Here is a 13,955-nt window from a genome sequence, read left to right as displayed (position 1 = left end):
CCCATTTTCGCCTGGATCGCGGCCTTGGGAGTAAGATTTTTGCGTGATCGACCATATCGACAGAAATATCTTGCGTCACCTCAAGGAAGACGGCAGAATGACTGCCACGGCCCTGGCCGCCAAGGTGGGGCTCACCGTGGCCCCGTGCCACCGCCGGCTCCGGGACCTCGAGCAGTCCGGCGTAATCCGCGGCTATAAGGCGGACATTGACCCGGCCGCCGTCGGGCTCGGTTTTGAGGCGATTGTGTTCGTGACGCTCCGGCAGGTGGACCGCCCCACTATGGAGATCTTCGAGAGCCGGGTGGCGGAGAACCCGAACATCGTGGAGGCGCAGCGGCTGTTCGGATCGCCGGACTACCTGCTCAAGGTGATCGCGGCGGACCTGCCCTCCTACCAGCGTTTCTACGACAGCGAGCTGACGGTCCTTCCGGGCGTGGAACGGCTGACCTCAACCCTGGTGATGAAGAACCTGAAATCCAATGCAGGCCCGCCTGTCTGAGGAGGCCCGGCCGCCGTCGTCCCCGAACGCGAACATTCCGCTAGCGCGAAGGGACACTTGGGGCCCCGTATCCGAGTGGATCCGGGGCCCCAAGTGTCCGTTCGCGCCTAACTGTCTCCCGTGCTCAGCGGGGATTCAGGATCACGCTGCGGAAGCTCCCGGTTCCCGTCCCGCTGTAAAGAACGAGCGTCCCGTCCAGTGCTACGGCGACGAGGTTCGGGCTGCCTGTTCCAGTGAATCGACCCACACCCGCCATGGTGGTGTAGGTGTTCCATCCGGCGCCGATCTGTCTGCTTGGAAGGAAACCCGATGCCCCATTGCCGGGATAGAGAAGGAGCGTCCCGTCACCCGTCCGGGCCATCAAGTCGGCCTTCCCGTCGCCGGTGAAGTCGCCGGAGCCGATGACGTCAGAGAAGGAGTTCCAACCAGCACCGATCAGCTTTTTGGGCTGGAAGCCCCCTGTGCCGCTGCCCGGGTAGAGCCACATCGTGCCGTCCGCAGACTGTCCTATGATGTCCGCCTTCCCGTCGCCGTTGAAGTCGCCGGGTGCAAGTATCCGGGAAAAGACGTTCCAGCCGTTGCCGATCCGCTTCGAGGGATAAAAGTTACCCCGGCCGTCAGTGGGATACATCAGCAGCCCGCCATCTGGGGAAGAAACGATCAGATCCGGACCGCCGGCACCGTCGAAGTTCCCGGCGGAGAGAATCTGGGTGAACGCGTTCCAGCCGCTGCCGATCAGGCGAGAGGCCCGGAAGCCGCCAGATCCGTTGCCCGCATAGAGCAGCAGGTCGCCCTGGGACGTGCGGGCGAGGATGTCCGGCCGTCCATCACCATCAAAGTCTCCGGCCTCCCAGACCTTGTTGAACCGGCCCCAGCCGGCCCCGATTGTCAGGCGCCCTGCAAAGCCACCTGATCCGTTTCCGGCATGAACCGTCATGGAGCCGGCCGTGCTGGCGGCCAGCATGTCAGTTTTTCCGTCGCCCGTGAAGTCCTGGTCACCGACGATGTCGGCTACGCCGTTCCAGCCCGTGGACATGGTTTTCCGGGGCCCGAACCCGCCGGTTCCATTTCCGGGATAAAGGTAGACCACTCCGTCGCTTGAGCGTGCCAGCAGACCCGGCGAATCGTCCGCCAAGCCGTTGGCTGAAGCCACAGCAGTGAACGCCTGCCAACCGGAGCCCACCTGGCGTGCGGCAGCAAAGCCGCCGATCCCGTTTCCGGGGTACAGCAGGAGGGTGCCATCGCCCCGGATGGCCAGCAGGTCCCGCTTGCTGTCGCCGTCGAAATCACCCGCGGCCACGACGCGCTTGAAGATCTGCCACCCGGAGCCAATCTGCTTGCGGGGCTGGAAGCCGCCGGTTCCGCTGCCGGGGTAAAGCCACAGGCCGCCGTCGGAGGTGCGGGCAATGATGTCCGATTTTCCGTCCCCGTTGAAGTCCCCGTTGCCGAGGACCAGGTTGAAGGCATTCCAGCCGGAACCGATCTTGACGGGGGTGCCGAGCTTATTTCCACCCAGGCCGGGGAGCAGCAGGAGTGAACCGTCGGCTTCGCGGGAGACCATGTCCGGGCGTCCGTCACCGTTGAAGTCGCCGGCCGAGAACTGGATCTTGGTGTGCCGCGCGAGGTCGGCATCGATGGTGACAGAGGCCGAGGTGGCGGTGACGGCATTGATGGTGACCCGGGTTCCCGCATTCGTGATGAACGTGCTGCCGGCCTGCCACGTGTGATTGTTGGCGTAGTACCCGCTGAATGGAACGGTGGACGGCATCAGTACCAGCGAGGACGAGGGGGTGGCGCCGCCCCGCTGGACCACCTTTACGCCGCGGTTGCCCGCGGACCCGCTGGCCAGGTAGGCGTCGTAGCCGACCGGCTGGCGGAGCTCCAGGTAGTAGACCTCCCGGCTGACCGGATCTGCGAACTTCACCGCACGGTAGGCCAACTTCGTGTCGCCCCACGGCTTCAGTGTGTAGCTCTTCACGCCGGAAGCCACGCCGAGATCGCGGACATCAGTGCCATTTCCGAGGCCCCTGGCCTCCCAGAACGGCGAACTGATCACCGGCATGCTGTAGCTGGACAGCCCCATCAGGTCGGTGCTGTCGCCGTATTCCCGGATATAGCAGGAGGAATCAGTGAACTGCCCGGTGCTGGTGACGCCCACATCCGAAACGCCGCTGCTGCACTGCAGGGCGTCGGCGTGCATGGATCCCAGGACGTGCCCGAACTCGTGTGCGATCACGCTGCTGGTGAAGCCGCTAATCTTCGGCATCAGCACCCGACCGCTGTTGCCGTTGCTGCTGTAGCCGGCGCCCAGGGCGCCCCCGCCGAGCGTGGCGCTGGGCACAAAGATCACGAGCGCCTTGTTGGCGCTATAGGTCCACTTCAGCTCGCTCGTGATCTTGTTGATCATGTCGTAGTACGAGTCCGTCGACCGCGCTGTTTTGGAGTCGAAGGTGGCCCGCTCGGTCACGGTCATGGAGATGCGGCCGGCGGACATCGCCTTCCAGTAGTTGCTGGAGGCCGTTACGGCCGTTTCTGCCTGGGCCATCGGAACGACGTCCCTGTTATCGACGAGGGTGGCCACGACGAGTTTGACTGTGATTGGAACGGGAGCGGTCACCCCCGCCTCGGTCTGCAGGGCCAGTCCGGAAGGCGGCCCGTCCATCGGCACGCCGGGCGCGGATTCGTATCCGTGGTGCTCCTGTTCCGTCGGGGACTCCACCGGCAGTGCAGTGCCGCCCGCGGCAGGATCTGTGGCAGCCACCGAGGCGGCGGCGGGAAGCGAGACGAGGCCCGCGGCGAGAACCAGCAATCCGGTGACCGACGCGATTGAACGGGAAAAAGAGCGCATTGAGTTCCTTATTGAGACCGACCCCCCGGCGGAGACCCCGAGCGAACAATGCACCCGCTGCGTGCCCAGTGCTGCGGCAGATGCTAAATCAGATTACAGCTGCCACCGCAGGACAGCCCCCGGAATATGCGCAGTTTTCCCCAATGATTTGCGCAGTATCGGAGCGCCACTCCAAGGGGGTTTGGTCAGTGCTCTAGGAGGCCCGTAGTCCGGTAGGGAATTACCTCGCGCAGGAACATGCTGGTGGACGTCCGGACGATTCCCGGGCATAGGCGGATCTCCTCGGAGACCCGGTACAGGTCATCAGGGCTGGTGGCCACCACCCGGATCAGCAGGTCCGTGTCGCCGGCAGGGGCGTGGCACTCCAGTACTTCCGGGATTTCGCGCAGCGCAGCGATGGCCTCGTTGAGGTGGCTCTGGTCCAGTTCGGCGCTGACCGCGGCGGCAACGCCGCGGCCCAGCGCCGCAGGCAGAACACGGCTGCTATTGGGCCGGAGGGCGCCCGACGCCGTCATCCGCTCCAGGCGCGACTGTACAGTTCCGCGGGCCAGGCCCAGCCGCTGGGACAGGACCATGATGGGCAGCCGCGGATCCTCGTCCAAGGCCGAAAGGATCCTCCGGTCGGTGGCGTCGAGCTCCTGCAATCTGATCACTTCCTGTCCTGTTCAGGCCCGCATAACTAGTCAGATTGACCAGTCGGTTCAGCGCCCGTTGCGCCTACTGTAAGTCTTCTGCTCAGATAGTGGCAACGCAGGCAACGGTTACCCCCGCAGCCAGCAGGCTACAGGCCCCCGGCACACCACCCGGCCCCCTGGACCACGCTTCCCGCAAGGAGGCAGCCGCTGATTGACACTTGTTCACGCATTCGTCTTTCCGCAGGAAGTGCCTCGATTCCGGAACGCAGTTCGTTCAGGGCAGGCACGGCAAGAGCCCCTGAGCCACCGATCCCCGGCCAACGCCCGGAGCGCGGTAGCTGAGGGGCTCTTGTGGTGTTCGGCATAGAGTGGATGGCATGACTTGCGCTGGCCGCTTCGCACCGAGCCCGTCCGGTGAGCTCCATGTGGGAAACCTCCGGACGGCAATCCTTGCATGGCTCTTTGCCCGTTCCACCGGACGGCGGTTTCTGCTGCGCGTCGAAGACCTCGACCGCGCGCGGGCAGGGGCTGAGGCCGTGCAGCTGCGGGACTTGGCGGCCGTCGGGGTGACCTGGGACGGTGCGGTGGTGCGTCAGACGCACCGCGAAGCGCTGTACACGGCGGCCATCGGACGGCTGGCCGCCGCCGGGCTGACGTACGAATGCTTCTGCACCCGCCGTGAGATCCAAGAGGCACCCTCCGCGCCGCACGCACCGCAGGGAGCCTATCCCGGCACATGCCGCCGATTGTCGGCGGCGGAGCTCGAGTTCAAGCGGTCCACCCGTCCGGCCGCGATCCGGCTGCGTTCCTCTGTTCCCGGGTGGACGGTGGAGGACGTGCTGCACGGGACGTTCACGGGCGTCGTGGACGACTTTGTCCTGCGCCGGAACGACGGCGTGACCGCGTACAACCTGGCCGTCGTCGTGGATGATGCCGAACAGGGCATAGACCAGGTGGTCCGCGGCGACGATCTTCTGCCGTCCACACCCCGGCAGGCATATCTGGCATCACTCTTGAATATTCCCGTCCCGGAATATGCCCACGTGCCGCTGGTGGTGAACGCCGACGGCGCCCGTCTTGCAAAGCGGGACGGCGCGGTAACGCTGAGCGACCTGGCCGCCGTCGGAAGGTCCGCGGAAGCCGTGCAGCGCATCATTTTGGAATCACTGGGCCTCCCTGGCGCATCCCTGGAGACCGCCCTCAAGGGGTTTTCACCTGCCCGCCTGCCGCGTGGTCCGTGGGTTTGGCGTGAGCGTAGCGGAGCGAGTTAGGCGGGCTTGGCCCGCTGCTCCAGCTTCGCCAGCGCCGCGTGCAGCAGATCCGTGCTCCGGCGCTCATCGATGACGATCGAGGCACCGAGCGCCGCAACAATGACAAGCAGGCAGACGGGAACGGAGACGCCCGCGGCCGCCAGTGCCACGCTTCCCGCGAGCACAACCACCACTCCTGTAGTGACGGCGATGAGGGTGCGGTCGACGCACGTCATGACGCTGAAGAGTGCCGTAAGCGAGATCTTGAAGAGCGCCACGGGAACGGCGATGCTGGCGACTGCGGCGGCGGCGCTGATGTGCGCGGCGTGGTCGATGTAGTACGCAGCGACGTGCAGGCCAGCGCCCGTGGCGGCGATTGCGGCGAAGACGGGGATGTGGCCGTAGCCGAAGAAGTAGGAACGGTGCCGCTGCAGGTGCAGTGCCCGGCCGGCGGGAAGGATGAAGTAAATCCACCACATGCTGAAGGCCAGCGCGGTGCCGCCGAAACCCACCAGGGCGGCATCAACGGACCAGCCATGGCTGGCAACGATGGCCCGGAGTGTCTCGACGGCGCCGATCAGGCATTCGCCGAGCGCGATGATGGCCAGCAGGCCGTAGCGTTCAGCGGTGTGGTGGGCGTGCCAGGGCGTGGCGGCGTTCCGTTCGGCGGCGTACGGAGTGGCCAGCTCCAGGACATACAGCGGTGCGATCATCAGGAAGGTGGTGGCGACGTCCGCCTGGATGAACAGCACAGCGATCCACCCAAGCTGGACCACTGCCAGGTATCCCGCGTAGCGCAGGCACGTCTGCCTGCGGGCCGGATCCTGCCGGGCAGCGCGCAGCCACTGAAAGACCAGGGCAAGCCTCATGATGACGTAGCCGCCGACGATGGCCGTGTTCTCCACATGCCTCCCCTCCACCAGGGAGTGGAACATGGGCTCGATGCCCATCGCCAGGATCAGGACACCGAGCAGCTGAACCATGGTGACCACCCGGAACACCCAGTCGTCGGTGTCGTAGGCGCTGGCGAACCAGGTGAAATTGATCCACGCCCAGATGACGGCAAACATCGCGAAGGAAAAGCCGAGCAGCCCGGCGCCGAAGTGTCCCTCTGCGATCTCGTGGGCGAACTGGCTGCCAGCCACCCCGAAGGCGATCACGAAAGTCAGGTCGAAGAAGAGTTCCAGCGGGGTGGCTGTCCGGTGCAGCTGGTGCGGATCCCGGCCGCCCATGCGGGCCACGGCGTGCCGAAGCGGATTAGAGGGCATGGATCAAACAGTAGCGGTTCTTCGTGCCCGCCAGAGCAGGGCAATGTATGCCAAGTCGAACACGCTGCACAAGGCTCCGAGCCCCAGGATGAGCGCCGAGTTCCCAAACCCGCCGTAGACGATGGTGGGCGCCAGCGTACCGATCCACTTGGACACGGCGATGACGAGTGACTGGCCGCGGCCGCCGCCGCGCGCGACGAACATCGCGATGAAGAGCCCGGACATCAGCAGGTTCTGCAGGAAGGCGGCGTACTTGGTGGCGTCGTCCCAGCCGAACTGAGCCACGAACAGCAGCTGCACCGCGAATGACGTGGCGCCCAGCAGGACGGCCCAGCCGACGAAGAGCGGCCGCGTGATCCAGACCGGCAGCTCGGCCCGCCCGAACCTCAGGAAGGTGTACACAATCGCGATGTCTGCCAGGCCCCACAGGATGTTGAAAATCCCCTGCGCCGATATTCCCGTGGCCACGGAGCGCGAGGCGTAGATGGCCTCCCAGGCGAAGTTGAGCGCAAGAGCCGCCGCCGGGATGGCGTAGGTGCGTTCCCGGAGGCCCAGCCTGATCGCCTCGACATACACCACGGTCCAGGCCACGCCGCTGACGATGGTGAGGAAAAGGATCACGTTGCTCCTCGACTCGGCAATGACTGCAACGCGGGGTCACTTAGCGCCCAATTCGGGCCCACATATGGGCGTTATCTGACCCCGCGTTGCTTTGGCTGCAGCGAAGAGGCTACACGCGGCCGAGGGCGTCGATGTCCTCCAGGAACTCCTGGTGCACCTCGTCGCTGACGGTGGTGCGGGTGTCCGCGATGGCGTCGAGGTAGTCCTGGGTGGCGGGACCTTTCCGGACCGCCTCGCGGACGGACACGCCGCCCCCGGAAGCCAGCCCGCCGTCGTCGTACACTGCTTTTTCCAGCGCCCGCTGCGAGGCGCTGCGCGCGGCAAACTCGATGTCCGCGGGGGAGAAGCCCTTGGTCCGGTCCACGAGCTGCTCCACGTCCACGTTGTCCACGACGGCGGCGGGGATGAAGCGCTGCCACATGGCTTCACGTGCCTGCCGGTCCGGGAGGCCGATGGGAATCACGTAGTCGAACCGGCCGTGCCGCAGGAAGGCGGAGTCGAGGGCGCGGATGAAGTTGGTGGCGCAGACCAGGATGCGGCCGGGCTGTTCGCGGAAGGCCGGGATGATCTTGAGCAGTTCGTTGGTGACGCCCTGCAGCGGAGACGGCGGGTCCCCGGCGCGCTGGGAGGCGATCTCCTCCACTTCGTCGATGAACACGACGGCGTGCTCGAGTTCCGCGATCTCCAGGAACGTCTCGCGCAGTGCGCCAGCCAGGCCCTTGGGGTCGGAGGCCAGCCGGGAGGGGAAGACTTCCACGAAGGGCCACTCCAGCCGGGAGGCGATCGCCTTGGCGAAGGTGGTCTTGCCGGTACCGGGGGGCCCGAACAGCACCACTGCCCGCGGCGGCACCACGCCGAATTCGTCGGCGAGGTCCGCCTCCGCCAGCGGCAGGACCAGGCGGCGCTCCAAGAGTTCCTTTTCCCGGCGCATGCCGGCCACGTTCTCCCACAGGTCGCGGGCCAGGATGCGCCCGCCCAGCAGGCTCAGGGGTTCGAGTTCCTGGCGCTGCACGGGGATGGTGCGCTCGAAGTAGCGCAGGTTTTTCTTGAGCACGAAGCCGCGGCTCAAGAAGGCCTCCACACGGGTCTCCGACTCGGGCATCAGGGCAGAAAGCTTGTTCAGTCCGTGCGGCGCCATCCGGTTTTCGACGGCGGCCAGCAGTGAAGTGCCGATGCCCCGGCCGCGGAATTCCGGCAGCGTGGCCAGGAAAACGACCCAGCCCTGGTCATGAGCTGCCCGGCCGACGGCGGCGCCCACCACCTGGTCGCCGAGGACGGCCACCACGGCATGGTCCTTTTCGCAGGATGCCAGCACCTCGGAGAGCGCGTAGACCGGCTCGACGTTGGTTGCCTTCAGCGACTCCCAGAGGTGCAGGATGCCGTCCAGGTCCGCGGAGTGGAAGTCCCGGATCCGCCAGTTGGTCATGAGGTGTCTCCCGTGGTTCGACGTTGAGCCAGTTCTGAGCTGCTCAGCCGAGCATAGGCGATGGCGCGCCCGCAGGGGGTTGCAGGTGCGTTGCGTTACGCGGAGGGGTCAGCGCGTGGCCGTGTCCACGGATGCGTCCCTGCCCGGGTCCTTGTGTGCGTCCCCGTGTGCGTCCTTGTGTGCGTCCTTGGACGATGCGCCCCTGCGGAAACGGTGGGTACGCTCGTGGTCATCCTTGGTGTGCACCACCAGGACCGGGCATTCGGCGTGCGCCACGCACGCGGTGCTCACCGAGCCGAGGTGCAGGCCCATGAATCCGCCGTGGCCCCTGCGTCCCACCACCAGCATCGCCGCTCCGGCGGCCGCTTCCACCAGCTTGGCCGGGGCCGGTCCCCGCACGAGTTCACTGGTCAAGGTCTCCGGGACGTCCGGTCCGAATGCCTTCTCGATGGACTGGGCCAGGATCTTTGCAGCCGAGGCCTCGAACGCCTCGAAATCCGGGGGGATGTACCCGGCGTACATTTCCGGAAAGTGCCAGCACGCCACGGCATGAACGCGGGCGCCCAGGCCCGGTGCCAGCCGCGCCCCCAGACGGAGGGCCTCCACCGAGGAGTCCGAGCCGTCCACGCCCACAACCACTTTGCCTTCAGCATCCATCGCTGTTCTCCTTTGCAACCTCGACTTGGAACTTGGACTTCACCGCCGCTGCAGCGGCTGCATTTGCAAGGCCACTCCGGCGGCCGCCGCGTCCCGGAAGCGGGCATCGATCTGCACCACCTCCCGCCCCGCCCGCTGCAGCAGGCTGGCTGCGACGCCGGCACGGTAGCCGGTGGCGCAGTGCACCCAGAGGCGCCCCTGGGGCAGTTCACCCAGACGACCCAGCAGTTCGTGCAGCGGCACGCTGATGGCGCCAGCAACGTGGGAGGCAGCAAACTCGTCGCTGCGCCGCACGTCCAGTAAGGGGTCGCCGTCGGGCTTTTCATGAACGACGGCGGGCCATCCGGCCCGGGGATAAGAGGCGACGGGGGCTCCCGGCGCCAGTTCGCCGGGTTCTGTTCCCACTGCGGCATCGGGGCGGTCGATGCCGATGCGGGAAAGGTCGCGGATGGCGGCTTGCAGATCCTCGCGGCTGCCGACGAGCGTCAGTTTTTCGCCCCAAGGGAGAACCCAGCCGAGGTAGGAACTGAAGCTTCGTCCCGAGCCGTATTCGAAGCTGACGGTGCCCCGCAGGTGGTTGCTGGCGAACAGCACGCGGTGGCGCAGGTCGACCACCCATTCGCCGTTCGCCAGCCGCTCCGTCAGCTCAGCGGCGCCGAGTGACTCCGGCAGGCCCAGGTCCGCGGGCTCGGGGCCGGTCATGTTGATGGGGGCCATGTGGGCGTAATAGGAAGGGTACGCGGAGAGATTGGCCATGAGCTCGGCCGCGAAGTGTTCGGGATCCGGGTCCGCCAACGCGTGGTTGGCGTCGCGCTGCTCCGCAATGGTCGACGTCTCAGCACGCGCGGCGGGCCCGACCGAGCAGAACGAGCCGAACCCATGGGTGGGGTAGAGGGCAGCATCGGGTCCGGCCTCGTCAGCGAGCCGGTGGACGGAGGTGTACTGGTCCCGTGTCAGCCCGGCGGTGTCGCCGGGACCGAGAAGATCGGTGCGGCCCACGGAGCCGAAGAGCAGGCTGCCGCCGGAAAACACGGCCCGGCCCGGACCGTCCGTAACGATGTAAGACAGGTGCGTATGGGTGTGCCCGGGAGTGGCCACGGCGCGGAGCGTGAGCGCGCCGATCTGCAGGGTTTGGCCGTCCTCAACAGGCTCCCGTTCATAAGCCAGCTGGTCCGCGGCGTTCACCAGATATTTGGCGCCGTGGGCGCGGGCGAGGATCAGACCTCCGGTGAGGTAGTCGTTGTGGACATGGGTTTCGGCGACGTGGGTGATCCTCACTCCGGCGTTCCTCGCGGCCTCCTCGATGCGGTCCGTGTCCCGCTGCGCATCGACCACCAGCGCCACGCGGCCGTCATGGACCAGGTAGCTGCGGTCCCCGAGCTGCGGGGTTTCGATGACAACGACGTCCATTCGTCCGGCCCTTCGACGCACCGTGGAGGCAGCGCTCATCGCGGGCCTCGCCCCGGATGCCTCCATGGTAGGCCGAATGGCGGCGGAAGGAACCTGCCAAACTATGGAGCCCGGCCCGGCGTCTGCGGTGTCAGCCGGCTGGCTTGATGTTTTGGTTGATGTGGAACAGGTTGCCGGGGTCGTACTTGGCCTTCACCTGGGCGAGCCGGGAGTAGTTCCCTGCGTATGTGTCCTCGATGTGGGGCTGGTCATCGGCGTCGAGAAAATTCACGTAGCCTGCACCGGAACCGAGGGGGTGGAGCTCGGCATAGTACTCTCGCACCCACTTCGTGTTGGCTTCGTTGTGGGCCGGGTCCTCCCAATGGCAGGCAATGTCCACGGCAAAGTTGACGTCGCGGTAAGGGAATGCGGTCTCGTCCCGCCCGACCCGCTGGACGGCACCGTTCATCGGGTAGAAGTGGTTTGCCGTCTGGACGCTGGGAATGCCCTCCCCGAACTTCTTGGCGACACTGACAACGTCATCGGTTATGGCGGGCAGGAACTCTGACTTCCAGTAGGCTTGCAGGCCCTTCGGATACATGGGGTCGAAGAGCGTGTTGAGAACCGTGTAGGGAAGGGGACCCAGAAAGGAGCCGGCGACGGGAGCAACATCAAGGAACGGCTGCCATTGACGTTCACCCGCGTTGTGGGGGCCTGCCCAGCCGCCCACGAGCACAACCACGGGTTCTCCGTGATACTCCTCAGGCAGGAACGGGACCGGCGGACCCTGGTGGAAGCCCAGGAACGCACCCATTTCCTCCGGTGCCGTGGCGATGTACTCCCTGAAGAGCCCGGCCACGGCTTCGGCATGTTCCAGCAGGTAAATAATCACTCCGCCGTAGAGAACATCAACGGGGTGCACGTTGAACTCAAGGGAGGTCACGACGCCGAAGTTGCCCGTCCCACCGCGCAAGGCCCAGAAGAGGTCCTCATTTTCCGTGGCACTGGCAATCAAAAATTTCCCGTCGGCAGTCACCACGTCCGCGGATTTCAGGTTGTCACACGACAGCCCGTACTTCCGTGCGAGATAGCCGATGCCTCCGCCGAGAGTTAGTCCCGCAACGCCCGTGGATCCGATGATGCCACCCGTGGTGGCCAGCCCAAAGGCGCTGGTGGCGTGGTTAAAGTCTGCCCACGTCGTACCCGCTTCAGCCCGGGCCGTGGAATCCGCAGGGTTGACTCGCACCCCCCGGCAACCTGCGAAGTCGATGACGAGGGCGCCGTCGTGTGTCCCGAAACCGGGCGCGCTGTGGCCGCCGCCGCGCAGCGCCAGATCCAAGCCTGCGTCGCGCGCGAAATTCACGCCCGCAATGACGTCCGCTACCTGCGACACACGCAGGATGGCCGCAGGGCGTCTGTCGATCATTCCGTTGAAAACCGCCCGCGCGGCGTCATAGTCTGCGTGGTCGCTCGTGATGACCTGGCCCCGCACCTTCTCCTGCAAGGCCTGGAAGGAGTTGCTGTCCATGGCGTACTCCGATTCATCCGGGGCGCACGCCCCGGTATGTGTGGGGGCAGCCGCCGCACGGCCGCGCCGGGTGATTGTTTAAGCAGCCGGTGCGGGCCCACCTCGTGGAGGGGCAGTGGTCCGGGCGGCGGACTTCCACAGCGGCGGAGACCGGATGCACCTTGGCAGGGGCGGCAGCGTGGCGCGGCCTGCCTTGGCGTGATTCAGACAGGAGGTTCGTCCCCGTGTCGGCGGTTAGTGCCGGTGGCCCAGCGGTTACGGCACGGCTAGTCGTAAATTACTCCCGCTCCAAACGGCGGTCAATAATGCAAACACCCCTTAAGCGCGAACGGACACTTGTGGCCCCCGGAGTGGAGCCTCAAATGTCCGTTCGCGCTCAGCGGCGCGCTGCTGGTGCCGCGAGGGGTGAGCTGCCGGGTTAGATCCGGTCCGCGCTGCCCGGGGTGGGGCGGTTGGCGACGACGGGGGACATGCCGGTGAAGCCTTCGCGGGCTTCGGCGATTTCGTGGATGCGTTTGCGGCAGGCGTACCAGCCGGCGATCATGAGTGCGATGGCGATGAGGGTGACCAGAAGTGTCAGGGGTGAGTCGATGAAGACCATGATCAGTACGCCGGCGAGGAACAGCAGCGAGAGGTAGCCGGTGTAGGGGGCGCCGAACATCCGGAATGAGGGGCGTTTGAGCCAGCCCTTGTCCGCCCAGCGTTTGAGCTGGATCTGGCACAGGACGATGGTGGCCCAGGTGACGATGATGCCTACGGAGGCGATGTTCAGGACGATCTCGAAGGCCTGTGAGGGGACGAGGTAGTTCAGCGGGACGCCGAGCAGGGAGACGCCGGCGGTGATGGCGATGCCGCCGTAGGGGACGCCGGCTTTGTTCATGCGCTGGGCGAATTTGGGGGCGGAGCCGGCCACGGACATGGAGCGCAGGATCCGGCCGGTGGAGTAGAGGCCGGCGTTGAGGGAGGACAGGGCTGCGGTGAGGACCACGAGGTTCATGATGACGTCCACGCCCTCGATGCCGATCGAGCCGAAGAACGTCACGAAGGGGCTGACGCCCTTTTGGTAGGCGGTGAAGGGCAGGAGCAGGGCGAGCAGGATGACGGAGCCGACGTAGAACACGGCGATGCGGAAGACCACGGAGTTGATGGCTTTGGGCATGATCTTTTCGGGGTTTTCGGTTTCGCCGGCGGCGGTGCCGACGAGTTCGATGGAGGCGTAGGCGAACAGGACGCCCTGCATGAGGATGATCATGGGCAGCAGGCCGTTGGGGAAGATGCCGCCGTTGTCGGTGATGAGGTTGAAGCCGGTTTCCTGGCCGGGGACGGGGGTGCCGAAGATGACGAAGTAGGTGCCGATGAGGAGGAAGGCCACGAGGGCGGCGACCTTGATGATGGCGAACCAGAATTCCATTTCGCCGAAGACCTTGACGGAAACGAGGTTCAGGCAGAGGACGACGACGAGGGCGGTCAGTGCCCAGACCCATTGGGGGACGTCGGCCATCCAGGGGATGTAGTTGCCGAAGAAGTTCATGTAGAGGGCGGCGGCGGTGATGTCCACGATGGTGGTGGTGGCCCAGTTGATCCAGTAGAACCAGCCCGAGACGAAGGCTGCTTTCTCGCCGAAGAATTCGCGGGCGTAGGAGACGAAAGAGCCGGACGAGGGCCGGTGCAGCACGAGTTCGCCGAGGGCGCGCAGGATCAGGAAGGCGAAGAAGCCGCAGACGGCGTAGGCGATGACCAGGGACGGCCCGGCAGCGTTGAGCCGGCCGCCGGCGCCGAGGAACAGGCCGGTGCCGATCGCGCCGCCGATGGCGATCATCTGGATCTGCCGCGG

Annotated in this window: 11 protein-coding genes; 2 read left to right on the top strand and 9 right to left on the bottom strand. The window is 66.0% G+C overall.

The genetic code is table 11. From position 1 onward, the window contains the following. Window positions 1-43: 43 nt before the first annotated feature. The gene (locus DBZ45_RS06015; RefSeq protein WP_111903033.1) at window positions 44-499 is read left to right on the top strand and encodes an Lrp/AsnC family transcriptional regulator; all 456 of its coding nucleotides are present in this window, start codon (window positions 44-46) and stop codon (window positions 497-499) included. 124 nt (window positions 500-623) lie between these two features. Here DBZ45_RS06015 and DBZ45_RS06010 read toward each other — a convergent pair whose 3' ends face one another. Together DBZ45_RS06010 and DBZ45_RS06005 are read right to left on the bottom strand one after the other, a co-directional pair. Further along, entirely contained in the window at window positions 624-3,347 is a 2,724-nt protein-coding gene (locus DBZ45_RS06010; RefSeq protein WP_111903032.1) for an FG-GAP-like repeat-containing protein, read from the bottom strand. 185 nt (window positions 3,348-3,532) lie between these two features. After that, a complete protein-coding gene (locus tag DBZ45_RS06005) occupies window positions 3,533-3,991 on the bottom strand; it encodes an Lrp/AsnC family transcriptional regulator (protein ID WP_190243046.1) in 459 nt (152 codons plus the stop codon). Window positions 3,992-4,359: 368 nt separating this feature from the next. Here DBZ45_RS06005 and gluQRS point away from each other — a divergent pair, with 368 nt between their 5' ends. Further along, window positions 4,360-5,253, top strand: a complete 894-nt coding sequence (gluQRS, locus tag DBZ45_RS06000; protein ID WP_111903030.1) for a tRNA glutamyl-Q(34) synthetase GluQRS — start codon at window positions 4,360-4,362, stop codon at window positions 5,251-5,253. On the opposite strand, the gene DBZ45_RS05995 is transcribed toward gluQRS, so the two are convergent. The 7 genes from DBZ45_RS05995 to DBZ45_RS05965 all read right to left on the bottom strand — a co-directional run. Continuing rightward, the gene (locus tag DBZ45_RS05995; protein WP_111903029.1) at window positions 5,250-6,500 is read right to left on the bottom strand and encodes a low temperature requirement protein A; all 1,251 of its coding nucleotides are present in this window, start codon (window positions 6,498-6,500) and stop codon (window positions 5,250-5,252) included. The genes gluQRS and DBZ45_RS05995 overlap by 4 nt on opposite strands. A 3-nt stretch (window positions 6,501-6,503) precedes the next feature. After that, a complete protein-coding gene (locus DBZ45_RS05990) occupies window positions 6,504-7,121 on the bottom strand; it encodes a transmembrane-type terpene cyclase (RefSeq protein ID WP_111903028.1) in 618 nt (205 codons plus the stop codon). A 109-nt stretch (window positions 7,122-7,230) separates the two neighbouring features. Beyond that, window positions 7,231-8,547, bottom strand: coding sequence for an ATP-binding protein (locus DBZ45_RS05985; RefSeq protein ID WP_111903027.1), 1,317 nt, complete (start codon window positions 8,545-8,547; stop codon window positions 7,231-7,233). Between the two features lie 108 nt (window positions 8,548-8,655). Beyond that, window positions 8,656-9,204 (bottom strand): universal stress protein, encoded by a 549-nt coding sequence (locus tag DBZ45_RS05980; protein ID WP_223256953.1) that lies wholly within the window; start codon window positions 9,202-9,204, stop codon window positions 8,656-8,658. Window positions 9,205-9,243: 39 nt separating this feature from the next. Beyond that, complete coding sequence (locus DBZ45_RS05975) at window positions 9,244-10,614, bottom strand: MBL fold metallo-hydrolase (RefSeq protein ID WP_111903026.1); 1,371 nt, start codon at window positions 10,612-10,614, stop codon at window positions 9,244-9,246. 130 nt (window positions 10,615-10,744) lie between these two features. Further along, window positions 10,745-12,121 (bottom strand): FAD-binding oxidoreductase, encoded by a 1,377-nt coding sequence (locus DBZ45_RS05970; RefSeq protein ID WP_111903025.1) that lies wholly within the window; start codon window positions 12,119-12,121, stop codon window positions 10,745-10,747. 418 nt (window positions 12,122-12,539) lie between these two features. After that, on the bottom strand, window positions 12,540-13,955 hold a 1,416-nt coding region (locus DBZ45_RS05965), incomplete at its 5' end, for an amino acid permease (protein ID WP_111903024.1).

It is taken from the genome of Arthrobacter globiformis (genome assembly GCF_003261175.1).
Classification (GTDB): domain Bacteria; phylum Actinomycetota; class Actinomycetes; order Actinomycetales; family Micrococcaceae; genus Arthrobacter; species Arthrobacter globiformis_A.
Note: the sequence above shows the minus strand (reverse complement) of the source record. Positions and strands in the feature narration are given on the sequence as shown.

What these genes read in the sequence shown, in the direction of transcription:
- DBZ45_RS06010 (WP_111903032.1), bottom strand. Translation starts at nt 3,347, where the DNA reads ATGCGCTCTTTTTCCCGTTCAATCGCGTCGGTCACCGGATTGCTGGTT.
- gluQRS (WP_111903030.1), top strand. Translation starts at nt 4,360, where the DNA reads ATGACTTGCGCTGGCCGCTTCGCACCGAGCCCGTCCGGTGAGCTCCAT.
- DBZ45_RS05995 (WP_111903029.1), bottom strand. Translation starts at nt 6,500, where the DNA reads ATGCCCTCTAATCCGCTTCGGCACGCCGTGGCCCGCATGGGCGGCCGG.
- DBZ45_RS05985 (WP_111903027.1), bottom strand. Translation starts at nt 8,547, where the DNA reads ATGACCAACTGGCGGATCCGGGACTTCCACTCCGCGGACCTGGACGGC.
- DBZ45_RS05980 (WP_223256953.1), bottom strand. Translation starts at nt 9,204, where the DNA reads ATGGATGCTGAAGGCAAAGTGGTTGTGGGCGTGGACGGCTCGGACTCC.
- DBZ45_RS05975 (WP_111903026.1), bottom strand. Translation starts at nt 10,614, where the DNA reads ATGGACGTCGTTGTCATCGAAACCCCGCAGCTCGGGGACCGCAGCTAC.
- DBZ45_RS05970 (WP_111903025.1), bottom strand. Translation starts at nt 12,121, where the DNA reads ATGGACAGCAACTCCTTCCAGGCCTTGCAGGAGAAGGTGCGGGGCCAG.